22 protein-coding genes are annotated in these 20,949 nt (G+C 60.2%); 10 read left to right on the top strand and 12 right to left on the bottom strand.

All coding sequences use genetic code 11. The annotated features are described in order from the left end of the window. The first annotated feature begins 6 nt into the window (after nt 1–6). From MGMAQ_RS15020 to MGMAQ_RS14995, 6 genes are read left to right on the top strand one after another with little or no spacing between them, the layout of a single operon-like run. Nucleotides 7–822, top strand: a complete 816-nt coding sequence (locus tag MGMAQ_RS15020) for an ABC transporter permease (RefSeq protein ID WP_046022193.1) — start codon at nt 7–9, stop codon at nt 820–822. Beyond that, complete coding sequence (locus MGMAQ_RS15015) at nt 819–1,676, top strand: ABC transporter ATP-binding protein (RefSeq protein WP_046022192.1); 858 nt, start codon at nt 819–821, stop codon at nt 1,674–1,676. The genes MGMAQ_RS15020 and MGMAQ_RS15015 overlap by 4 nt, the downstream gene beginning before the upstream one ends. Beyond that, the gene (locus MGMAQ_RS15010; RefSeq protein WP_046022191.1) at nt 1,673–2,674 is read left to right on the top strand and encodes an MlaD family protein; all 1,002 of its coding nucleotides are present in this window, start codon (nt 1,673–1,675) and stop codon (nt 2,672–2,674) included. The genes MGMAQ_RS15015 and MGMAQ_RS15010 overlap by 4 nt, the downstream gene beginning before the upstream one ends. Before the next feature lie 21 nt (nt 2,675–2,695). Then, nucleotides 2,696–3,331 carry an ABC-type transport auxiliary lipoprotein family protein gene (locus tag MGMAQ_RS19800; RefSeq protein WP_158498876.1) on the top strand — a complete coding sequence of 212 codons (636 nt, stop codon included), beginning with the start codon at nt 2,696–2,698 and terminating at the stop codon, nt 3,329–3,331. After that, a complete protein-coding gene (locus MGMAQ_RS15000) occupies nt 3,328–4,638 on the top strand; it encodes a class I SAM-dependent RNA methyltransferase (protein ID WP_046022190.1) in 1,311 nt (436 codons plus the stop codon). Before MGMAQ_RS19800 ends, MGMAQ_RS15000 begins: the two co-directional genes overlap by 4 nt. A gap of 10 nt (nt 4,639–4,648) precedes the next feature. After that, complete coding sequence (locus MGMAQ_RS14995; RefSeq protein WP_082085601.1) at nt 4,649–6,142, top strand: carboxypeptidase M32; 1,494 nt, start codon at nt 4,649–4,651, stop codon at nt 6,140–6,142. Here MGMAQ_RS14995 and MGMAQ_RS14990 read toward each other — a convergent pair. From MGMAQ_RS14990 to MGMAQ_RS14945, 10 genes are all read right to left on the bottom strand, one after another. Then, a complete protein-coding gene (locus tag MGMAQ_RS14990; RefSeq protein ID WP_046022188.1) occupies nt 6,102–6,509 on the bottom strand; it encodes a DUF1987 domain-containing protein in 408 nt (135 codons plus the stop codon). The genes MGMAQ_RS14995 and MGMAQ_RS14990 overlap by 41 nt on opposite strands. A gap of 53 nt (nt 6,510–6,562) precedes the next feature. Then, a complete protein-coding gene (locus MGMAQ_RS14985) occupies nt 6,563–6,949 on the bottom strand; it encodes a bacteriohemerythrin (RefSeq protein ID WP_046022187.1) in 387 nt (128 codons plus the stop codon). A gap of 23 nt (nt 6,950–6,972) precedes the next feature. Further along, complete coding sequence (locus tag MGMAQ_RS14980) at nt 6,973–7,563, bottom strand: 2-hydroxychromene-2-carboxylate isomerase (protein ID WP_046022186.1); 591 nt, start codon at nt 7,561–7,563, stop codon at nt 6,973–6,975. A gap of 17 nt (nt 7,564–7,580) precedes the next feature. Beyond that, complete coding sequence (locus tag MGMAQ_RS14975; protein ID WP_046022185.1) at nt 7,581–7,889, bottom strand: 2Fe-2S iron-sulfur cluster-binding protein; 309 nt, start codon at nt 7,887–7,889, stop codon at nt 7,581–7,583. A gap of 62 nt (nt 7,890–7,951) precedes the next feature. Beyond that, a complete protein-coding gene (gene cynS, locus MGMAQ_RS14970) occupies nt 7,952–8,395 on the bottom strand; it encodes a cyanase (RefSeq protein WP_046022184.1) in 444 nt (147 codons plus the stop codon). 26 nt (nt 8,396–8,421) lie between these two features. Further along, complete coding sequence (locus MGMAQ_RS14965; protein ID WP_046022183.1) at nt 8,422–9,561, bottom strand: acyl-CoA/acyl-ACP dehydrogenase; 1,140 nt, start codon at nt 9,559–9,561, stop codon at nt 8,422–8,424. A 66-nt stretch (nt 9,562–9,627) separates the two neighbouring features. Continuing rightward, nucleotides 9,628–10,161, bottom strand: a complete 534-nt coding sequence (locus MGMAQ_RS14960; protein ID WP_046022182.1) for an OsmC family protein — start codon at nt 10,159–10,161, stop codon at nt 9,628–9,630. Nucleotides 10,162–10,204: 43 nt separating this feature from the next. Continuing rightward, a complete protein-coding gene (locus MGMAQ_RS14955; protein ID WP_082085468.1) occupies nt 10,205–11,044 on the bottom strand; it encodes an ABC transporter permease in 840 nt (279 codons plus the stop codon). Between the two features lie 6 nt (nt 11,045–11,050). Then, nucleotides 11,051–12,289, bottom strand: a complete 1,239-nt coding sequence (locus MGMAQ_RS14950; RefSeq protein WP_046022181.1) for an ABC transporter substrate-binding protein — start codon at nt 12,287–12,289, stop codon at nt 11,051–11,053. 40 nt (nt 12,290–12,329) lie between these two features. Further along, nucleotides 12,330–13,169, bottom strand: coding sequence for an ABC transporter ATP-binding protein (locus MGMAQ_RS14945; protein ID WP_046022180.1), 840 nt, complete (start codon nt 13,167–13,169; stop codon nt 12,330–12,332). Between the two features lie 540 nt (nt 13,170–13,709). Between MGMAQ_RS14945 and MGMAQ_RS14940 the strand changes: the two genes are divergently transcribed. Continuing rightward, nucleotides 13,710–14,330 carry a TetR/AcrR family transcriptional regulator gene (locus tag MGMAQ_RS14940; RefSeq protein WP_046022179.1) on the top strand — a complete coding sequence of 207 codons (621 nt, stop codon included), beginning with the start codon at nt 13,710–13,712 and terminating at the stop codon, nt 14,328–14,330. A 7-nt stretch (nt 14,331–14,337) separates the two neighbouring features. Here MGMAQ_RS14940 and MGMAQ_RS14935 read toward each other — a convergent pair whose 3' ends face one another. After that, the gene (locus MGMAQ_RS14935) at nt 14,338–15,360 is read right to left on the bottom strand and encodes an NAD(P)/FAD-dependent oxidoreductase (protein WP_046022178.1); all 1,023 of its coding nucleotides are present in this window, start codon (nt 15,358–15,360) and stop codon (nt 14,338–14,340) included. Nucleotides 15,361–15,524: 164 nt separating this feature from the next. On the opposite strand from MGMAQ_RS14935, the gene MGMAQ_RS14930 reads away from it, so the two are divergent. The 3 genes from MGMAQ_RS14930 (at nt 15,525) to MGMAQ_RS14920 (ending at nt 19,468) form a co-directional block, all read left to right on the top strand. After that, on the top strand, nt 15,525–17,384 hold the full coding sequence (locus tag MGMAQ_RS14930) for a thiamine pyrophosphate-dependent enzyme (protein ID WP_046022177.1): 1,860 nt from the start codon (nt 15,525–15,527) through the stop codon (nt 17,382–17,384). An 11-nt stretch (nt 17,385–17,395) separates the two neighbouring features. Further along, complete coding sequence (locus MGMAQ_RS14925; protein WP_046022176.1) at nt 17,396–18,004, top strand: indolepyruvate oxidoreductase subunit beta; 609 nt, start codon at nt 17,396–17,398, stop codon at nt 18,002–18,004. A 102-nt stretch (nt 18,005–18,106) separates the two neighbouring features. Beyond that, nucleotides 18,107–19,468, top strand: a complete 1,362-nt coding sequence (locus MGMAQ_RS14920) for a sensor domain-containing diguanylate cyclase (RefSeq protein WP_158498875.1) — start codon at nt 18,107–18,109, stop codon at nt 19,466–19,468. 215 nt (nt 19,469–19,683) lie between these two features. Here the strand turns inward: MGMAQ_RS14920 and MGMAQ_RS14915 are convergent, their stop codons facing one another. Continuing rightward, a complete protein-coding gene (locus MGMAQ_RS14915) occupies nt 19,684–20,784 on the bottom strand; it encodes a hypothetical protein (RefSeq protein ID WP_148560986.1) in 1,101 nt (366 codons plus the stop codon). Between the last annotated feature and the right edge of the window lie 165 nt (nt 20,785–20,949).

Below are 20,949 nucleotides of genomic sequence, written 5' to 3'. Positions count from 1 at the left end.
ATACGCATGGCCGAGGGGGACATCAGCAGTAAGGCGCGGACGACGGTCGAGAAGATCGGCCGATCCACCTGTGCCGGGGTCGAGGAACTGGGCCATGGCGGCTCTTTGCTCGGCGAGTGCCTTTTCTGGCTGGTCATGGGACCCAAGCGCAAGCAGCCGGTGCGTTTCAATGCCGTCATCGTGCAGATGGTCGATGTGGGCATCGGCGCCATTCCCATCGTCGCCGTGCTCACCGCGACCATCGGCGTCATGCTGGCCATTCAGGGCATCTATACCCTGCGGGTGTTCGGTGCCGAATCCAAGGTCACCATCGGCGTCGCCTACTCCATGGTTCGCGAGTTCTCGCCCCTGATCACGGGTATTCTCATCGCCGGGCGATCCGGCTCGGCCCTGGCCGCGCGCATCGGCATTATGAAGATCAATCAGGAACTGGACGCCTTGAAAGTGATGGGCGTGGAACCGGTGCGGTTCATGGTGGTTCCGGCCCTGGTGGCCATGCTGATCATGCTGCCCGCCTTGACCTTCTTCGGCGACATGGTCGGGCTGCTGGCCGCCGGACTTTATATTTCCGCCGACCTGGGTATTTCCCTGTCGGCCTATGGCGACGACCTGCGCAGTATCCTTTCCACCAATGATGTCTGGCACGGCCTGGGCAAGAGCGCCATTTTCGCCGTCCTGGTCACCGTGGTGGGCGTGGTCAATGGCGCGGCGGTCAGCGGCGGCGCCGAGGGCGTCGGACGCTACACCACCCGTTCCGTGGTCCATGCCATCTCGGCCATCGTCGTCACTGACATGCTCTTTGCCTTCATGGTGACGCGATGAAAATGACCGCCGAACAGATCGCCGAACTGCCCAAGGTTCTCGAGGTCGAGGATCTGGTGACCCATTACGGGGATCGCAATATCCTCAAAGGCGTGACCATGGATGTGCGCGACGGCGAAATCATGGTCATCATGGGCGGCTCGGGCTCGGGCAAGAGTACCCTTCTGCGCTTCCTGATGGCGCTGGAGAACAAGACCTCGGGCACCATCCGCATCCTCGACCAGGATATCGACACCCTGACACCGGTGGAATTTCAGGAACTGCGCAAGAAGATGGGTGTGGCCTTTCAGTCCGGGGCGCTGTTCAGTTCCATGACCGTCGGCGAGAACATCATGCTGCCGCTGTATGAGCATACCAAGCTCGACCGCAGCACCATGGAAATCATGGCCCGCATGAAACTCGAGGTGGTCAGTCTGGCCGGGTTCGAGAACCTGATGCCGGCGGAATTGTCGGGTGGTATGATCAAGCGCGCCGCCGTGGCCCGGGCGATCATCATGGACCCCAAGCTGTTGTTTTTCGATGAGCCATCGGCGGGGCTGGACCCGGTGGTCGCTTCGGCCCTGGATGACCTGATCCTGACCCTGCGCGATGCCATGCGCATGACCATTGTCGTGGTGACCCACGAATTGGAAAGTGCATTCAAGATTGCCGACCGGATCACCGTGCTGGACAAGGGGCATATCCTGTTCGTTGGCACAGTAGATGAAGTCCGCAATCATCCCAGTGAACGCATTCAAAATCTGCTGAATCGACGGACCGAGGACGAGGAACTAGATGCGGATGCCTATCTGCGCCGCCTCACCGGCATGGATGTGGAGACAGAGGCCGACCGAGGGGGGAGCGCGCCGCTATGAGGAATAACAAAGTCAATTATCTACTGGTGGGTAGCTTTGTGCTGGTGGTGCTGGTCGGGCTGGTCGGCTCGCTGGCCCTGTTGACCGGTCGCACCGGTGCCGTGGACGGCTACCATACGGTGCTCGGCAACGTGACCGGCATCAAGTTCGGTACCCAGGTCCTGTATGAAGGCTACATCATCGGTCAGGTGGAAGACGTGGAGCCGGTCGAGGAAGACGGGCGAATGCGGTTTCGGGTCAATCTGTCGGTCATCGAAGGCTGGAAGATCCCCGACGATAGCTACATCCGCCCACAGGCCTCGGGCCTGCTGGCCGCCAAGAGCCTGGGTATTTCCGCCGGTCTCAATAGCCTGCACCTGAAACCGGGCTCGAAGATCAACAGTGCCGAATCTGCGGACATGTTCGCCGTCATGGCCGACATGGCGACCACTGTGGGTGATCTGGCGGAAAACAGTTTGAAGCCGCTGTTGTCGTCTTTGCAGGAAACGGTCAATGGGGTCAATCAACTGGTGCTCGGCGATGGCCAGGCCATGATCAAGGACTTCCGCTCGGTGGCCAATCAGGTCAACACGGTGCTGCCGGCCATGGTCACCGACCTGGAAACCATCGTGGTCAACATCAAGTCGGCCTCCGCCGACGTGCGGACCATGGCCGGGAGCGCCGATGGCATGCTGGGCAACGTGGACAAGGGCGTGACCGATTTCCGCAAGATGGCGCGCAACATGGCGGCCCTGTCGGACGAACTGAGGGGCACCCGCGAGAAACTCGACTTCGTGCTGGAGGAAGCCGGAACCACCGTCGCCACCAACCGGGGCGCCCTCACGGAAACGGTGGAAGACCTGCGCTATTCCGTTGATTCCGTCTCGCGCCATATCGACTCGGTCAATCAGAACCTGGAAAGCGCCGCCCGCAATATGAATGAGTTCAGCCGCCAGATCCGCCAGAACCCGGGTCTGCTGCTCGGCGGCAAGGCGCCCACCGACGAGGGGGCGCAATAGATGATCAAGAGAGGAAAAAGCATGCGGGGATTGACAGCCTGGATCGCTGCCATGGGCCTGACCGTTTTTATGGCCGCCTGCCAGCAACCGGACGTGCCGAGAGATCACTTCTACCGCCTGGATCCGGGAACGCCGTCGGCCTTTTCCGCGCCGGCCTTGCCCGGCACCTTGGAAGTGGAACGCTTCACGGCGGTTGGTCTGACCAGCCAGCGTCCGGTGGTCTACAGCGAAGCCGATGCCGCTAACCAAGCCTTCGCCTATCACTACCATTTCTGGGAGGAAAGCCCGGGTGCCATGCTGCAAGATCGTATGGTCGATTACCTGCGCGCTGCCAAGATCGCCAACAACGTGGTGACGCCCGATCTGCGGACCAATGCCGATTACGTGGTCACCGGACGCATTCAGCGGCTGGAGCAGGTCCGCAGTGGCGGCACCAAGCTGCAAAAGGTGTTGGGTGAAAATGGCAGTGCCAAGGGCGTGCTGGAAATCGAGCTGGTCTTGCGCCGGGCCAAGGACGACACCCTGCTGCATCATGGGATCTATCGTCACGACATGGCCGCCGAAGGTTCTTCCGTGGCGCAGTCGGTGGCGGCTTTGAATCAGTGCCTGTCCAAGGCCTATTCCAGCTTCCTGGATGAAATCAAGACCAAGAAGTGAGCCGCAGGCGCCCCAAACCCCGTCGATCGAGCCTGTCGCCACCTGTTAGTGTTACCGTCACCGGGATCGGTGGGCGCGGGGATGGCCTGGCGGCCACTGAAGACGGCACCCGGCTCTATATACCCCTGACTCTCCCGGGCGATCAGGTCGAGGTTCGCCCCGGTGCCAGGCGCGGCGACGGGGTGGCGGCGGAATTGGTGAGAGTTTTCGAACCCGGACCGGACCGGATCACGCCTCCTTGTTCCCATTTCGGCACCTGTGGCGGCTGTTCATTGCAGCATTGGCGGCCCGAGGCGGTGGCGGATTGGAAGCGACTACTAGTGGCCGAGGCTTGCGGTCGGCGTGGCTTGGATTTGGAGCCGGAGACGACCCGTTCCGTCCCTCCCGGTACCCGTCGCCGGGTCAGCCTGCGCTGGGTCCTGGCGGGGGGAAAGGTGTTGCTGGGATTCAACGCCCGGGACAGCGACCGGGTGGTGGATATCAAGACCTGCCCGCTTCTGGTTCCTCCATTGACCGATCTGCTCGATCCTCTGCGCCAATTGATAGGCGAACTGGAGAACCGGGATCGACAGGGCGCGGTGCAGGCGACCCTGTGCGACAATGGAATCGATCTCACCATTTTTAATAATGTGTCACTTGATTTAAACGACCGGGAAATCCTTTCCCGGTTTTCCCAGGCACAAGACTTGGCGCGCCTGAATTGGAGTGCCTCAACCCAGCAAGACCCGGAGCCCGTCAGCCAGCAAAGAGAGCCGCTGGTGACCTTCGGTGGTCTGCCCCTGGCCATCGCGCCAGGCGCCTTTTTGCAGCCATCCAGGATAGGCGAGGCATTGCTACGGGACCTGGTCTTGGAAGGGGTTGGCGATGGCCGCAAGGTGGCAGACCTTTATGCCGGATACGGCACTTTTTCCCTTCCCCTGGCCGCTGGGCGGCAGGTGATGTCACTGGAATCCAACCCCGTGGCGGTAGCCGCGGCCCGCATGGCAGCGGGACGCGGCGGACGGGGAGGCAATCTCATGGCCACCGTGAGGGACCTGGACCGTCAACCGCTGTCGGGCAAGGAACTGGAAGGACTGGATGCCCTGGTGTTCGATCCGCCCCGCGCGGGAGCGGCGGCCCAGGCAGCGGAAATCGCCGCGTCATCCATCCCCCGCCTGGTGGCGGTGTCTTGCCATCCGGCCACGCTGGCTCGGGATCTGCGTCTATTGGTGGATGGCGGTTACCGCCTGGATCGCGTGGTGCCGGTGGATCAATTTACCTGGTCGGCCCATGTGGAGGCCGTGGCTTTCCTGCATAAGGACGGATAACATGGTGCGCATGAGGGACTCGTACAACCAACTGAGCGAACGGTTCCGCCGCATCCTGGTGTTGGGCGACGCCGAGGCGGTGTTGCGCTGGGACCAGTCGGTGATGATGCCCGGCGGTGGCGCCTCGGACCGGGCTGAACAGGTGGCTGTTCTGGAAACCACTCAGCATGGCCTTCTGGCCGCCCCGGATATGGAAGAGCTGCTCGACAGTGCCGCGACCGAGGATCTGGACGAATGGCGCACCGCCAATCTGGCCGGTATGCGCCGCATGTGGGTTCATGCCGCGGCCCTGCCAGAGGACCTGGTGGCAGCGAAGAGTCATGCCGCTTCGGCTTGCGAGCAGATCTGGCGCATGGCCCGCGCCGAGGCTGATTTCCAACAGGTACTGCCCTCCTTGCGAACGCTGCTGAATCTGACCCGCGAGGGGGCGGCGGCCAAGTCGGAGAAATTGGGTGTCGGCCTTTACGATGCCTTGTTGGATGAATACGAACCGGATGCCCGCTCGGCGGATATCGATCTGTTGTTCGAGGACCTGGGGGGATTTCTGCCCGATTTCCTGTCCCGGGTGTTGGAACGCCAGGCAGCGGAGCCGCCACTGCTGGATCTGGCTGGTCCCTTCCCCGTGGAACGACAGGAAGCCCTGGGCCGTCGTCTGATGTCGCAATTGGGTTTCGATTTCGAGCATGGAAGATTGGATGTTTCGCTGCATCCCTTTTGTGGCGGTACCCAGGGTGATGTGCGCCTGACCACCCGCTACGACCCGGCAGATTTCACCTCGGCGCTGATGGGCGTTTTGCATGAAACCGGCCATGCCTTGTACGAAATGGGACTTCCCGACGCCTGGCGGCATCAGCCGGTGGGGGGGGCCATGGGCATGAGCATCCATGAAAGCCAGTCCCTGCTTATCGAGATGCAGGTCTGCCGGTCGCGGGATTTCCTGACCTATGCCGCGCCGGTAATCGCCGACGAATTGGGTGGCGGTGGCCCGGCTTGGGACATCGACAACCTGACCCGCATCTACACCCGCGTGAAGCCCGATTTCATCCGCGTCGATGCGGACGAAGTCACCTATCCCGCCCATGTGATCTTGCGCTACGAGTTGGAGAAAGCCTTGATCCAGGGCAGCATGGATTTGGCCGATCTCCCCGAGGCTTGGAACGACGGCCTGGAAAGGTTGCTCGGCATCCGACCGCCGAACGATGGGCTTGGCTGTTTGCAGGATATCCATTGGTACGACGGAGCCTGGGGCTATTTCCCCACCTACACCCTGGGCGCCATGACGGCAGCACAGCTTTTCGCCGCCGCCCAACAGGCGGATACGGAATTGCTGGCGGCGATTGCCCAAGGGGATTTCGTGCCTTTGATGACTTGGCTGCGGGCCAATGTCCATGGCATGGGATGTTCCCTGTCGGCGCCGGACTTATTGCGTCAGGCCACCGGTGAGCCCCTGAGCACAACAGCCTTCAAGCGCCATCTTGAGGCGCGCTATCTTCCTTCCGCCTGAGGGTGAAATTGGCGAATGTCATCTCTTCGGCCAGGGTGACGCCTTTTTCCTTCAGGTCCTCGTCGCCTTTTCCGCAGGCCCAATGCAGGGCCACGGTCATCCCCCTGGCTCCCGCCACGTCAAGTACCTCAAACAGGTCCGCCAGGACACGGGTGGTGCTGGAATCGAAAACGGTCAGATCGATATCGAAGACCACATCGCCACTGTTGCTTGGTTCGAAGTGACGGTGCAGCTTCTCAAGCAGTGGGTCATAAAAGGACCGGGCGTCTTCGGGATAAGACTTACCGCACAAGGCAAAACGGTTGGCGGCAAAATCAAAAGTGACTTCAGGCGTGTTCTTGGTGGCGGCGATCCGCAACGGATCCATGGCATCTTGCTCCCCTGACCGATGGTCCAAGGGAGACTATAGACGACCCTGCGCTACCCCGATACCAGCGTCTGGTCGGTGATCTGAATATGGGTCAACAGCCAATCGGTCAGGAACTTGTGCAGCTTTGGCAGATCAATGGCGTTCGGGTCGTCTTGATAGTTGGCGGTCAGTTTTTTGATCTGGGTGGTAAATCGTTGATGTTGCCCCTTGTGGGAATCGATCATGGAATAGCCGCTTTCCTCCATGATCCCTTCCTCGCGCGCAAAATGCTCGGCCACATAGTTGTTGAGACCGACCAGCACCTCTTCAACATCGCTGGATGAGGCACCGGTTTCGATTTGCGTCTCCACCCGATTCAGCATGTCCACCAAAACCCGATGGTCATGATCGATCTGTGGATGGCCGAGGGCCAGGTCCTGGCTCCATTGGATAGGCATGGTCGGTCTCCTGTTCGGCCCGATTAAAGGGCTTCTTCCAGCATGGCAATGCGGTCTTGGCCCCAGAATATCTGGTCGTCGACAATGAAGGTCGGCGAGCCGAACACCCCATCGGCAATGGCCTCGGCGGTCGAGGCTTCAAAGCGCTCGACCATGCCATCGGCTTGCGAAGCGGCGACCAAGGCGGCACCATCCAATCCGCATTCGCTGGCGATGGCGGCCAGGGTCTCGGCTTCGGTGATATTGCGTTCCTCGGCCCAGACGGCTTTCAAGATACCCATGACCAGCGGTCCCGGATCGGCCCCCGCGTCCATTGCGGCCAGCAACATGCAGCTTGCCGCCTGGGTTGGCACCGGGAAATGGGCCGGCTTGAGGTTCAATGGCAGCCCCAGTTTGGCGCTCCAGCGCTGCAACTCGGCGGCGCGGTATTTCTGGTGCGACGGATGACGCTTGACCGGCGGCAGGGCGCCCACCTCGTTGAAGATCTTCATGATATCGAAGGGCTTATAGACGAAGTCCAGGTCATCGCGTTTGGCCAACTCCAATACCCGGGGTTGACCCAGATAGGTGAAAGGCGAAATCAGCGTGAAGTAGTAGGTGACGGTCTTGCTCATCGGGCGGGTTCCTTCCTTCAACTGGGCAGGCTGACGGCCAGGCCCGACAGGTCGTCGGACATCATGATCTGGCAGGCCAGACGGGAAGTTTCCTCCAGATTGAAAACCGTGTCGAGGATGTCTTCCTCTTCTTCCGCCTGATCTTCGAGCTTCCCGAACCAATTCGGGTCAATGATGACGTGGCAGGTGGCACAGGCCAGCGAACCGTTGCATTCGCCGGCCACCGGATAGCCGGCCTCGCGCAGGATTTCCATGACGGAGAGGCCGGTATCGGCGTCCAGTTCCTTGGTGACGCCCTGGGCGTCGGTCACGGTCAGGGTGGGCATGGTGGGCTTCCTTATGGTTGGCAGCGGCGGGCCGAAGGCTTTCTTCCGGCCCGCCCCGGGCCTCAGTAGCGCTTGTAGGGCAGGAACTTGCCGTTGAGGGTGACCACGACGCGGTTTCCGGCCGGGTTCTCCTCCTTGGCGATATCCATGGAGAAATCGATGGCCGACATGATGCCGTCGCCGTATTCCTCTTCGATCAGGGCCTTCAAGGTCGGGCCGTAGACCTGAATGATCTCGTAGAAACGATAGATCAAGGCATCGGTCGGCACCGTCTGGCCCAGGCCGCCCCGGTACGGGCAGGTGGTCAGCCATTTGGCTTCCTCTTCGGTCAGGTCGAAGATCTTGGCGGCGGTGGCGGCTTCTTCCTCGTTCATCTGCATCTGACCGAGCAAGGCGGTGGTGGTCCATTCCTTGGACTGACCGATGTCCTTGGCCACGTCGGCCCATTTCAGGCCCTTGGCTAGCTTGGTGGCAACGATTTTCTCAGTAACTTCAACGCGGGACATAATACTTTTCTCCTTGGTTTTTTCAGTCAGGCGCCCAAATCAGCGATGGCCTTGCGCAGGTGTTTGGTGGCCGGGGTGACGATGGCGACGAAGATGGATTCGCGGAACCGCCGATCGACGGTGGATCCCTGGATGTAGCCCTTGGCGCCTTCGTGCAGCAGGGCGGCGTTGGCGGCCCGCATGGTCAGCTCACCGGCATAGAGACGGGTTTCAAACACCTTCTTCAGGTATTCCGGCGAGGCATCCAGGGGGGTCTTGAGCAGCTCGACGACACCAGGCAGGGCCGCGGCCACTTCGGCCTCGAAGGTCTCGGCCCGTTCCGGCAGGTACTGATTGACGTGCAACAGGCTCTTGTCGCTTTCCTTCATGATATTGATGAAGGCCTGGATCTGGCCCAGAGCGATCCCGGCCTGCATCAGGAAGAAGGCGGGCTTGATGCGCTTCACATAGGCAGGCATGTCCTCGGCCAGGATGCGGCTGTCGGGAATGAAGGCCTTCTTGACCAGCACCGAGTAGGTGCCCGAGCCTTCCAGGGCGATGAAATGGGTGTTTTGCTTGATCTGCACGTCGTCGCCGTTGATATGGAACACGGCCATCTTCTTGACGCTGGGGTCATCGGCCATCTCGAAGGCCGAGCCCATGTAGTGATTGTCGCCCAGGTTGGAGACATAGGGCAGCACGCCGGAGACGATATAGCCGCCCTCGACCCGCTGACCCTTGAGCTTGAACTTCTCGATGCCGTCCATGGACTTCACCGGGTTGGACATGCCCGAGGTGCCCATGATCTGGCCGGTGACGGTCTTTTCCAAAAGCTCGTCGCGTAGCGCGGTATTGTCCGACTGCAACAGGTACCAGGCGAAGGCGTTCTGTAGCCACATCAGGAAGCTGGTGTTACCGCATTCAGTCCCGGCGACGGTCATTGCTTCGATGGTATCGAGCAGGTTGTTCTGATCGGGGTTGTAGCCGAAACCGGTCACATGCTGGGCAAAGGCACCCGCCTGGGCCAGCTTGACCATGTTCTCGCCGGGATAGATCCCATCCACGTCCACCGGCACGGCCATGCCGCGGATATCATTTTCAGCCACCTCTCGGACGGCGGCCAGCATGTCTTGCTTGCTGGCGGGCAGGACAGGTGCGGGGTCCGTGATTTGCATTGCGACAGCCATCTGTGTGGCCTCCTTTTCTTTGTCAGGACGGGGACGCGGCATCCCCATAAGGGGATGCCCAGCCGTTTACATCAAACCCAGTTCGAGATTGACCGGACGGGTATAAGTATTAGCCACCGGCGACCATTGCTTCACATGGGCGAGCAAGGCGGCCTTGTCTTCCTCGGAGGCATCACATTCCAGGTCCACCTTGACGCGCACGTCGGTAAAGCCCACGGGCTTCTCCGAGGTGTCGCCACAGCCCCAGACGGCGGTGATATTCAGATCGCCTTCGAGTTCCAGCTCCAGTTTTTGGATGGTGATGCCCTGATGCACGGCGTTGGCATGGATACCCACGGCAATACAGGAGCCCAGAGCGGCCAGAGCGGCCTCGGACGGGTTCGGCGCCGTATCGTCGCCCAGGAGCACCGGAGGCTCATCAACGATGTAGGGCTCCAGGTCACGGATCATGTTGAGATGGCGGAACTTGCCCTCGGCGATGGTCTTGCACTTCAGGGTCTTGATGGCCTGGGGGTTTTCCTTGCTCTTCTCGATCAGGCCGTTGAGGCCGGTTTTGTCGATGGGCAGCAGGCAAGAGGTCATGGCGGTATTGGCAGTCATTGGGAAGTCTCCTTGCGTTTTAAAGTGAGTGTTTTGGTTTCCGTCAGCTCTCCCGCATCCAGGAGGTGCGCTTGATGAGCCACAGACAGATGCTGTCCAGGGCGAAACCGATGATTCCGATGATCACGACGATGGCCGCCAGGCGGTCGTATTCCAATGTGTCGCGGGCATCGTTGATGGAGTAGCCAAGGCCCGAGGTCACGCCCAGGTACTCGGCCGGGACCAGCACGATCCAGGCGACACCCAAGGCCAACCGGATGCCGGTGAGAACATCCATGGCGATGGCGGGCAGGATCACATGCAGCAGCATCTGATGGCCCTTGGCGCCCAGATTGCGGGCCACCTTGAACCAGGCCGGATCGACCTTGCGCAGGCCGTTGGCGGTGGCGAAAGTCACCGGCCAAACGGCGGCCATGGCGATGAGAAAGACGATAGCACCGTCCCAGGTGGCAAACACCAACACGGCAACGGGCATCCAAGACAAGGGCGAGATCATGCGCAGGAATTGGAACGGCACATGGGTGATGCCGCGCACCGTCGGCTTGCGGCCGATGATGATGCCCATGGGCACGCCGATGGCAATGGCCCAGAACAGGCCGCCGCCGATGCGACCGAGGCTGGGAATGGACATCTCCCAGACCTCGCCACTGGACAGGATCCGCCACAGGGCGTCCAAGGCGGTAATCGGTCCGAAATCGGCGAAGGATTCCGTGTCCGGATTGGCGGCGATGAGATAGCCGCCCAACCACCACAGGGCCATGAGCCCGGTGATGCCGATGACCGGATGGGCCACTTTCTTGAACGAGGGGGAAGCGGTCAGGGCCGCCATCGAAAACGACGGCCCTTCCACTTTCGTCCCAACCGCTGGGGCTTGGATCACCATGGTCCGTTACACCTTGACGATTTCTTCGCGGGAATAGGGATCGGACGGATTGACCGACGGATCATTCTTCCAGGCGGGGAACTTCTCCAAGGCGGCGCGGACATAGTCGTAGTCCACCAGGTCCTTGACCGCGAAGTCGGAGTCCAGCTTGCTCAAGAAGGTCTTGTCTCCGGCGACCACGGTATCGTTCATGGCCTCGATGATCATCTTGGTGGCCGACGGATAGGGCCAGGGCTGGAAGTCGACCCGTCCGTTGCCCCATTCCGGGTGCTGGATGGCGTCCGGGGCCGCATAGGCGGCATCGTCATAGAGGGTCATGGCCCGCTCCACCACCTTGGCCGGCATGGGCAGATACTTCTTGCCGTCGCGGGACATCATATGGGCCACCTCCTTCTTATTCTGGGAGGCATAGATCTGCGCCTTGACGATGGCGTTCATGACCTTTTGGGTCCATTCCTTCTTTTCCTTGGTGTCTTCTTCCTGCATGCAGATGACGCAGCAGGGATGGTTCTTCCAGATATCACCGGTGAAGCGCAGCATCTTGGCGCCCGCCTTCAATTCGCCCATGGCGTTGAACGGCTCGGCGACGATGTATGCGTCAATCTTCTTGGCGGCCAGGGCGGGCGGCATGTCCGGCGGCGGCATGACCTGCAAATTGCATTCGTCATTGGCCAGCGGCTCGCCTTGCGCCTTGATCACCGCCTTTACGCCCGCTTGGCGCAGGGCGATCTGCAACACGATGTTATGCATGGAATACCAGTAGGGCACGGCGACCTGCTTGCCGCCCAGCTGCGAGAAGTCGGTGATGCCGGTATGCTTGCCGACCACCAGGCCGGAGCCATTGGTATGGGCCCAGGCCATGATCTTGACCGGATAGTCATTATTGTAGCGCATCCACACCGGGATCGGCTTGAGGAAGTGGACCAGGTTGAACTTCTTGGCGGCAAAGCCCTCGATCAACGGCGACCAACCCCGGATCAGGGTCGGTTTGGCGGCTTCCAGGCCTTCTTCCTTGAAAAAGCCCATGCCATGGGCGACCAGCAAGGCGGTGGCGTCGGTGATCGGCAGGTAGCCAATGCGCACCACGCCGTCATCAGGTACGGCGGCTTGGGCCGCGCCGCCGAGCAACGAACTGCCCAGCATGGCGCCCATGCCTCCGGCGGCCATGCGTTCCAGAGTTTCCCGACGGGTCCAGTCGGCGCTGGTCCAGTCTTCGTTCAAAGCTTTGATGTCTTTGTCACTCATGCTCAATCTCCTTATGGGTGCGAGCGGTATTTGTTGGGGCTCAGGCGGCGCCGAGTCTGGCTGGGACAACGGTTTCCCCGTCTCCGTCTCCCAGGTCTTCGGCGTCGGAAGAATCTGCACCGACGGCCTGACCGACGGTGTCTTCGAATATTTCCAGCAGGCGGTTTTTTTCCGTCTTGACCGCGGCGCTGTTGCGGTCGCGGATCTCGGGCAGGTTCATGGTCACGTCGCCGCGCACCCGGCCCGGGTTGGCGCTCATGATCAGCGCCCGGTCAGCCATGATGGCGGCCTCGTCGATATCGTGGGTAACGAAGATCAGAGTCAGGCCAAGCTTCTTGGCGATGGCGCGCACTTCCCGTTGCAGGGTGGCGCGGGTAAAGGCATCCAGGGCGGAAAAGGGCTCGTCAAGCAGCAGGGCCTCGGGCTCGGTGGCCAGGGAGCGGGCCAGGGCGACTCGTTGCTGTTGGCCGCCGGACAGGTCCTGCACGTTGGTCTCGGCGAAGTCTTCCAGGTGTACCAGTTCAAGAAGTTCCTTGGCCTTGGCGTCGGCCATTTTCATGCGACCGGAAAAACGTAGGCCGAGGGTGACGTTGTCTTTTACCGTCATCCAGGGAAACAGGCTCGGGGCCTGGAACATCATGATCCACTTGGGCGAGGGATCGGTCACATGCAGGCCGTCGATCCAGATTTTACCTTCGAAGGGTTTCATCAGTCCGGCGATCAGATGCAACAAGGTGGACTTGCCGCACCCCGATCGACCGATAATGGCCAAGGCCTGACCCGGTTCGATCTCCACGTTGATGTCATCCAGAACCACATCGCCCTTGGCCTTGTAGCGGTGGGTCAGACCCTCGATGAGGATATGGGCGCCGGTGGACATGGGTCGTTCCCCTTAAGGTTGCGATCTTCTCGGAACCGGACGGCATGATTATACTGACCGGTCTATTCATCCCCATCCTGCATATGCCGTGCCAAAGTGGGGAGGGCGCCGGGAAACCTGAGATTCCGCGAGATCAGGCGGATCGGGGGCGAGGGAGGGGGGGGGGACGAATAAAGCAGGAAAGCCTAAAAAATAGCCATAAATGAGCAAAGATTAAACATTGGGCGTAAAATAAAAAAATAAAGTAAAAACAATTCATTATGACGGTGATCTGGCAAGAATGGCGGCGTGAATCGCGCTGATTCCACATCAAGTCACAGGAGATTCTTTTGCGAAATGAAGGGCATAGATAGAACGGTCGGTCTATTTGCTGAAAGTTTGAGCGGCGGCGGGTCCACGACGGGGTTCCGGAAGATGCCGAGGGTCTTGCGAAAAGACCCGAAAACAGGTTTATGATAGAGATCAAGGCCGATGGGGAGGCAAACCGGCAGACTTCTTGCTCTGACGATCTGCACGGTTTGGAAGCAATGGGAGCAAACAATGCCCAAGACCAATAAAAGCACATGCGGCGCCAACGCCGTCGCGGGGGCCAGGGACCGCATTCTCGATACGGCGATCAGGCTGTTCTGCGAGGAAGGGATTCATGCCACGGGCATTGATCGGATCATCGAGGAATCCGGGGTCGCGCGCATGACTCTTTATAATCGCTTCGGCTCGAAACGAGGCCTGATCCATGCGGCCCTGGAGCGCGAAGGGGAAACTTGGCGCGCCTGGTATGAAAAAGAACTGAAGCGCAGCGGTCAATCCGCCCGCGAGCGGCTGTTGGGGGTGTTTGACGTGTTGGAAAAATGGTTCGTGCGGGAGGATTTCTTCGGCTGCGCGTTCCTCAATGCGGTGGCCGAACACAACAAAGCCGATCCGCACATTCGCGAACTGACGATCAGCCACAAGAAACAGGTGCTGACGCCCATTGCCGCCTTGGCCGAACAGGAGGGCTATGCCGACCCCAACGGTGTGGCGCATCAATTGGGGATCTTGATGGATGGCGCCATCATCACCGCCTTGGTAACCGAGAATCCCAAAGTAGCGCGGGACGTGCGCACCATGGCCGAAGCCCTGCTCGATGCGCTTCCCCGGGACGCCACAGCCTCGGCGGCCTGACCTGAACTCAAGCCGCTGCTGGCACACCTTTGCTGGTGGAGAATTCCAAGTGCAGCGCCTCGCCCGGATGCACATGGGCAAAGGCGCTATGGGCCGCCGTGGCCGCCTCCGCAAAGCCGCACAATATGAGCTTTAGCTTGCCGCAGTAGGTAGCGATATCCCCCACCGCATAGACTCCGGGGCGGCAGGTCTCCATGCTCTCCCGGTTGACCGCCACGTACTGGCCACTCATATCCAATCCCCAGGTGGCCACGGGTCCCGGGTCCATGGACAAACCGAAAAACGGCAGAAGCACATCCGCAGGCAGCCGCTTTTCCTCCCCTTTCAAGGTTTTGACCGTGACGCCGGAAAGCTGCCCGTCAGCTCCTTCCAGTGCCGCCAATTGATAGGGTGTGACCATCTCGACCTTGCCTTGCGCCGCCAGGGCTTTCAGTTGGGCGGCGGACTCAGGGGCACAGCGGAAGCGGTCGCGGCGATGCACAACCGCCACGCTCTTGGCGACCTCGGCCAAGGAGATGGCCCAATCCACGGCGGAGTCTCCGCCGCCGGCGATGACCACCCGCTTGTCCACGAAGGCATCCCGGCGTTGAACGGCATAGAAAACACTGTGTCCTTCATAGCCCTGGATGCCGTCCAAGGGCGGGCGATTGGGCCCGAAGGCGCCACCCCCGGCAGCCACGATCACCGCCTTTGCCGTTCCCGTCAGGCCTTTGTCGGTGGTCACGGACCATCCTCCTTGTTCAAGAGGATCCAAGGCCGTTACCTGTTGGCCAGGGTGAAAGACCGGCTCAAAGGGCAGGGCCTGAGCCATCAGGTTTTGGATCAGTTCGCCGCCAAGAATCTTCGGATAGCCTGGAATATCGTAGATGGGTTTTTCCGGATACAAAGCATTGCACTGGCCCCCGGTATGGTCCAAGGCGTCGATCACATGGCATTTCATTTTCAGCATGCCGCACTGGTGGATGGCGAACAGGCCCACCGGTCCGGCGCCGATGACAATCACGTCGGTGGAAAAATTGATCTCGGTCATGGATGAGGATCCTCTTGTAAGACTATTGTATGCGCTGAGGATCGCAAGCCATGTGCCAGTTCTCGGGAGGGACGCCGGGTAAAAAAAACTTCCCGTACCCCTCTTCGGAGGTGTAACACAGACGGTCCTATTGCAGTGCAACGCATCTGGCGAGGTAACTATCCGTGAACGCATTGGTCCAGGCAGCAGCCGCCACATCTCATCTCATGTCCGGCAATGAAGCAGTAGCGCGAGGCGCCTGGGAGGCCGGCGTTCGTGTGGGCACTGCTTATCCCGGCACACCCTCCACCGAAATTCTGGAAAGCCTGGCTCTGTATCCGGATATTCACGCCCAATGGTCGGTCAACGAGAAAGTCTCGTTGGAAGTGGCCATCGGTGCCTCGGTGGCCGGAGCCCGGGCCTTTTGCGCCATGAAGCATGTGGGCATGAACGTGGCCTCGGACGCCTTGATGAGCCAGACTCTGGCTGGGGTTGGCGGCGGGCTGGTCATCGCCATCGCCGATGACGTGGGCTTGTCCTCATCGCAGAATGAGCAAGATAGCCGCTTTTGGGGCCGCTTCGCCCATGTGCCGATCATGGAACCGGCGGATTCACAGGAAGCCTATGAAATGGTCAAACGGGGATTTGAAATCTCCGAGCAGTTCTCCACCCCGGTGATCCTGCGCCTGACCACCCGTATCTGCCATGTGAAAGCCATGGTCACCGTTGGCGAGCGCGAAGAGCGCCCCGAGGTGCCTTTCACCCGGGATCCGTCCCGCTGGGTACTTGTTCCCTCCACGGCCCGGGTGCGACTGCCCTGGCAGTTGGACCGGGAAACACAATTGACCGCGTTTGCCGAGCAGACCGACCTCAATGTCATCGAGGATGGCTCCGACAAGCGGATCGGGCTTCTGACCTCCGGCCCGGCCTATATGCACGCCCGGGAAGCCTTTCCCAATGTGCCGATCATGAAGCTGGGTTTCACCTGCCCGCTGCCGGTGGAGAGCATCAAGGCCTTTGCCGCGACGGTGGACAAGCTGGTGGTGGTCGAAGAGACCGAACCGGTGATGGAAAATGAACTGAAGGCAGCGGGCCTGCATGTGCATGGCAAGGATATCCTGCCGCGCATTCATGAGCTTTCGGTGCCGGTGATCCAACCGGCCATCAAGAAGCTGTTGGGCGAGCCGGTGGTGGTGCCGGAAACCGCCTCGAAGGATATGGAGGTTTTCCCCCGTCCGCCGACCATGTGCGTCGGCTGTCCGCATCTGTCGGTCTATTACTGCCTGTCGAAGCTGCATCGGAACATCAATATCGCCGGTGACATCGGCTGTTACACCCTGGGCGCCGGGCATCCCTGGAACGCCTTGGACACCACCACCTGCATGGGCGCCTCCATGGGCATGGCCTTGGGCATGGATCTGGGCCGCGCCGAGGCCGACAAGTCCAAGGGCATCGTCGCGGTGATCGGTGATTCCACCTTCCTGCATATGGGCATGCAGGGGTTGCTGGATATGGTCTACAACCGAGGCAATGTCACTGTGATGCTGCTGGACAACCGGACCACCGGCATGACGGGCGGCCAGTCCCACGCCGGGACCGGCACCGATATCCATGGTGACGAGGCCCCGTCGGTGGACTTCGCCAAGCTGGCCGAGGCTCTGGGCGTCAATCCGGAACGAATTCGCAAGGTGAACCCCTACGAAATGCCGACCATCTACAAGATGATCAAGGAAGAGGTGAAACAGCCGGAGCCGTCGGTGATCATCACCGACCAGCCTTGTGTGCTGATTCCAGAGTTCCAGAAATATCAGCCCTTGAAGGTGATCGACGAAGATTGCACCGGTTGCGCCAACTGCCTCAACGTCGGCTGCCCGGCGATCCTGGTGACCAAACGCGAGATGACCACCACGCCCAAGGGCAAACCCATTGAAAAAGCCTGGGTGACCATCGAGACCGCGGCCTGCACCGGCTGTAATCTCTGCCCCACCACCTGCGGGCCCAACGCCATCGTGCCCGCGGATAGCCCCTTCGACGGAATTCACTAAGGAGACAGACCATGTCGGAACTCACCAATATCATGGTCTGCGGAATCGGCGGCCAAGGGGTCATGACGGCGTCGGAGATCCTGTCCCAATGTGCCATCGCCTTGGGGCTGGATGTCAAAAAGACCGAGGTTGCGGGCATGGCTCAGCGCGGCGGCGTGGTCACCAGCCATGTGCGCTTCGGCCCTCGCGTCCTGTCTCCGGCGATCCCCAAGGGCGAGGCCGACATTATTCTTGGCTTCGAACCGGCGGAATCCATGCGCTGGATCAGCCACCTGAAAAAAGGCGGTGTGGCCATGGTCAATACCCATGCGTTGGAGCCGCCGGTGGTCTCTTTGGGCCTGTTCCCCTATCCGGACGATCCGGTGAAAGCCATGCGGGATGCAGGGGTCATGGTTTATGACTTCGATGCCGGAGAGATTGCGCGGGAACTGGGTGAATTCCGGCTGGTCAATACGGTCATGCTGGGCGCCATCGGGGACCATCTGCCGTTCGAGGCGGACCTGCTCAAGGAAATGATTCTGGACCGATTCCGGGCGCGCAAGCCACATCTGGTCGAGCTCAATGAGAAAGCCTTCGAAAGGGGCCGGGCCGCCGCCGCGGCGGGCAACCAGGCGGCCTGAAAAGACCTTTCAGAGATGAGGGGTTCATTTCGCCTCCCAAACGGGTTATGCTCCCGACCATAAAAAAAGAATCATCGGCACCAAAGCGAATGGGAGGCGCGGGTGCTACCCAGATTGACCAGCAAGGCTTTCACGGACCTTGCCATTTGGATGGTCGTCCTCGGACTGATTGTCGGGGCGATATTTCCGTTCTTTGCCGTGATGCTCGGCGTGGCCTCGGATCAGGTCATGACGCCGGCGTTCTTTTTCGCCACCTTGGGGGCGGGATTGGCGCTGGGCTGGCTGAATTACGCCTTGGCCCATGTGGTCTTCAGGCCGCGTTTGCAGATCATGTCGCAGCGCATGAACAAGGTCGAAGATCTGTTCAGCACTCATATGTTTGAAGACGGCCCCATCGAATGCGATCCGCTGACCTGTCACGTGGCCGAGGATTCCGAAGACGAGATCGGCGAATGCGCCCGCTCGTTCAACCACCTGATTCAGACTCTGACCGATGCTCATGACGTGGAAACGGCGGTCAATACTTTCTCGCGGACCTTGTCGGAGCATCTCAATTTCGACGAACTGACCACCGAGGCCATCCAATTGCTGCTGGAGTATACCAGTTCCACCGCCGCCACCATCTTGATCGAACAAGAAGGCCAGATGCAGGTGGCCGGGGCCCATGGCATCCGCACCCCGGCCAAGCTGGCCGATAGTGACCATGTGCGGCATGTGCTGCGCACGGGCAAGGCCGTGACCTTGGACCTACCCAATGACCTGCAAGTGGATGGCACCCTGACCGATTTCCGTCCGCGCCAGGTATTGATGGCGCCCATTGAATACAACAAGGCGGTATTCGGCATTCTGGTCCTGGCGGCGCCACAGTCCTACGAGATGGGCACAAAGCGGCTGCTCGATCTGCTGTTGCAGAGCCTCGGTCTGGCGCTACAGAATTCACTGGTCCATGAGCGCCTACAGCACATGGCGGCCATCGATCCGCTGACTGGGCTGTACAACCGCCGCTTCGGCTCCAAGCGCCTGCGCGAGGAATTCGTCCGCGCCAGCCGCAACGACAACACCATTTCGGTGCTGATGTTCGATCTGGACCACTTCAAGCATATCAATGACACCTATGGTCATCTGATCGGCGACCGGGTGCTGATCGCGGTTGCCAAGGCGGCGCAGAAGTTGTTCCGCGAGGGTGATATCCTGGTGCGCTACGGCGGCGAGGAATTCTTTGCCATCCTGCCCGGGGCCTCCACCGAGGATACCCGCGACCTGGGCGAACGGCTGCGCCGCAGCATCGAGGAATCGGAAGTTCAGGACGGGGATCAGGTGATCCGCGTGACCAGTTCAGTCGGTGGGGCGGCCTACCCGGACAGCAAGAGCTACAACAACGAAGAAGAATTGCTCAAAGCCGCCGACGAGGCCCTTTACGCGGCCAAGCAAAATGGTCGGAATCAGGTGGTTTTGCAGAAATAGACGGGCGACAGAATCGGTCTGATCGAGAACAACCTCGTGGGGCTCCACATCTAAAGATTTTAGCAGGCTGCTGATAAAGTGTTGGCCTATGGCCCCCCTCGCCCTTCGACAAGCTCAGGGTGAGGCTAACATGTTGAAAGTTCGATGGCCCTCATGCTGAACGTGTCGAAGCATGTGTCGCCACGCGCTTGAAATCGGATTTTTTCAGCAGTCTGTTAGAGCCCTTGTCGCTGCATCCAATTATTGATCCGCTCGCGATTGGCGCCCAGCTTCAGCAAGGCGGCATCACCGACGACCTTATCCACTTCCTCCTTGGTCTCGTCCTTGAATTCCATATAGCGGAACGAGGTCATAATGGGACGGAAGAATTCTTTGCAAAATCCTGGTTCGCGCAACAGCTTGTTGGTGTCGTCGCCCAGGACTTCCGGGAAAGCCTTGAGCAACGGCTCGAGAATACGCACTGGGATCTCCGTGGCCTCGATCAGGGCCTCCAGGGACAAGTCCACCAGCAACGGCCCAATGGCGCGCAGGTCCAGATGGCTGATGTTGAGCACCTCGACCACATACTGTTTATCGCGGGCGAAAAAATCCCAGACACGATATCCGACGGCCTTTTCGATGCGGGCCAGGGTCTTGGGGATGTCGTCCTTGATCAGCGCCACCCCACCGAGGGCTTTGGCATTGGCGTTGAGCATCTCGGGAAAGCGGTCCCCGAGATTGTTGCGCGCCGCGTCGATCTCGCGCGGGCCAAAGCCGGCAATCTGATAGACCGACTCAGGGTCCCGCAGCAGCATGACATCGCGGTCCAGATAACGCAGATGGGCAAAATTGTATTCTTCCTTGAAGATCGGCAGCAGCGGCAATTGCCACGAAAAAGCAAGATAGGGCCGAAGCTGCTTGTAGACCGGATCGATCTTCCTTTTCGATCCTTTGGGCGGAACGCCGCCAAAAAACTTGTTGCCGCATGTGGAGACCAGCAGCTTTTCTACCTGTTCCAAGGTCGGGCCGCAAACCAGGGTCGTGGACCCGTTGTCCGGCGCCACGGGCTGTCCACGCTGATCGACGACCAGATCCTTGCCGATGGAAGGGTCGTCTTGGAACGCTTTGAAGCATGTGAACAGTTGTTTTGGCGAAGCGACCACCGCGCCATAGCCCTGGTCTTCAGGGATCAGCCCTTTCTTCTGCACCCGTCCAAGCATGATCTTGGCGGCGCCGATGAGGACCTTTTTGCGCTCCGGATCCATATCCGCGGAATCGGGGATCCGGTACATCGGCTCAAGGGCCGCAGCGGACAAAGGGCGGGTAGGCTTGGACATGATCCTCGAATACCTATGAAACTGAAACAACGTCACCAGGACGACGGCCTGGGAAAGACGTCGCATGCGCGTAGTCTATCGGCTAATTCTTAAGGCGTAAATAACGTGCGCAAAAATTCGTTCACCCCCGGCATTTCTTGATTTCACGGCAATCCGACCCCTATG

Source organism: Magnetospira sp. QH-2 (genome assembly GCF_000968135.1).
GTDB lineage: Bacteria > Pseudomonadota > Alphaproteobacteria > Rhodospirillales > Magnetospiraceae > Magnetospira.
This window is presented reverse-complemented; position numbering and strand designations above follow the sequence as displayed.

Bases quoted from the DNA above. Each gene is read 5' to 3' on its own strand.
- MGMAQ_RS19800 (WP_158498876.1), top strand. From the start codon at position 2,696: ATGCGGGGATTGACAGCCTGGATCGCTGCCATGGGCCTGACCGTTTTT.
- MGMAQ_RS14985 (WP_046022187.1), bottom strand. From the start codon at position 6,949: ATGCCTATCCAATGGAGCCAGGACCTGGCCCTCGGCCATCCACAGATC.
- MGMAQ_RS14960 (WP_046022182.1), bottom strand. From the start codon at position 10,161: ATGACTGCCAATACCGCCATGACCTCTTGCCTGCTGCCCATCGACAAA.
- MGMAQ_RS14990 (WP_046022188.1), bottom strand. From the start codon at position 6,509: ATGGATCCGTTGCGGATCGCCGCCACCAAGAACACGCCTGAAGTCACT.
- MGMAQ_RS14935 (WP_046022178.1), bottom strand. From the start codon at position 15,360: ATGACCGAGATCAATTTTTCCACCGACGTGATTGTCATCGGCGCCGGA.
- MGMAQ_RS14955 (WP_082085468.1), bottom strand. From the start codon at position 11,044: ATGGTGATCCAAGCCCCAGCGGTTGGGACGAAAGTGGAAGGGCCGTCG.
- MGMAQ_RS15015 (WP_046022192.1), top strand. From the start codon at position 819: ATGAAAATGACCGCCGAACAGATCGCCGAACTGCCCAAGGTTCTCGAG.
- MGMAQ_RS14945 (WP_046022180.1), bottom strand. From the start codon at position 13,169: ATGTCCACCGGCGCCCATATCCTCATCGAGGGTCTGACCCACCGCTAC.
- MGMAQ_RS14950 (WP_046022181.1), bottom strand. From the start codon at position 12,289: ATGAGTGACAAAGACATCAAAGCTTTGAACGAAGACTGGACCAGCGCC.
- cynS (WP_046022184.1), bottom strand. From the start codon at position 8,395: ATGTCCCGCGTTGAAGTTACTGAGAAAATCGTTGCCACCAAGCTAGCC.
- MGMAQ_RS15020 (WP_046022193.1), top strand. From the start codon at position 7: ATGGCCGAGGGGGACATCAGCAGTAAGGCGCGGACGACGGTCGAGAAG.
- MGMAQ_RS14995 (WP_082085601.1), top strand. From the start codon at position 4,649: ATGAGGGACTCGTACAACCAACTGAGCGAACGGTTCCGCCGCATCCTG.
- MGMAQ_RS14925 (WP_046022176.1), top strand. From the start codon at position 17,396: ATGTCGGAACTCACCAATATCATGGTCTGCGGAATCGGCGGCCAAGGG.
- MGMAQ_RS14980 (WP_046022186.1), bottom strand. From the start codon at position 7,563: ATGAGCAAGACCGTCACCTACTACTTCACGCTGATTTCGCCTTTCACC.
- MGMAQ_RS14975 (WP_046022185.1), bottom strand. From the start codon at position 7,889: ATGCCCACCCTGACCGTGACCGACGCCCAGGGCGTCACCAAGGAACTG.
- MGMAQ_RS15010 (WP_046022191.1), top strand. From the start codon at position 1,673: ATGAGGAATAACAAAGTCAATTATCTACTGGTGGGTAGCTTTGTGCTG.
- MGMAQ_RS14940 (WP_046022179.1), top strand. From the start codon at position 13,710: ATGCCCAAGACCAATAAAAGCACATGCGGCGCCAACGCCGTCGCGGGG.
- MGMAQ_RS14915 (WP_148560986.1), bottom strand. From the start codon at position 20,784: ATGTCCAAGCCTACCCGCCCTTTGTCCGCTGCGGCCCTTGAGCCGATG.
- MGMAQ_RS14965 (WP_046022183.1), bottom strand. From the start codon at position 9,561: ATGGCTGTCGCAATGCAAATCACGGACCCCGCACCTGTCCTGCCCGCC.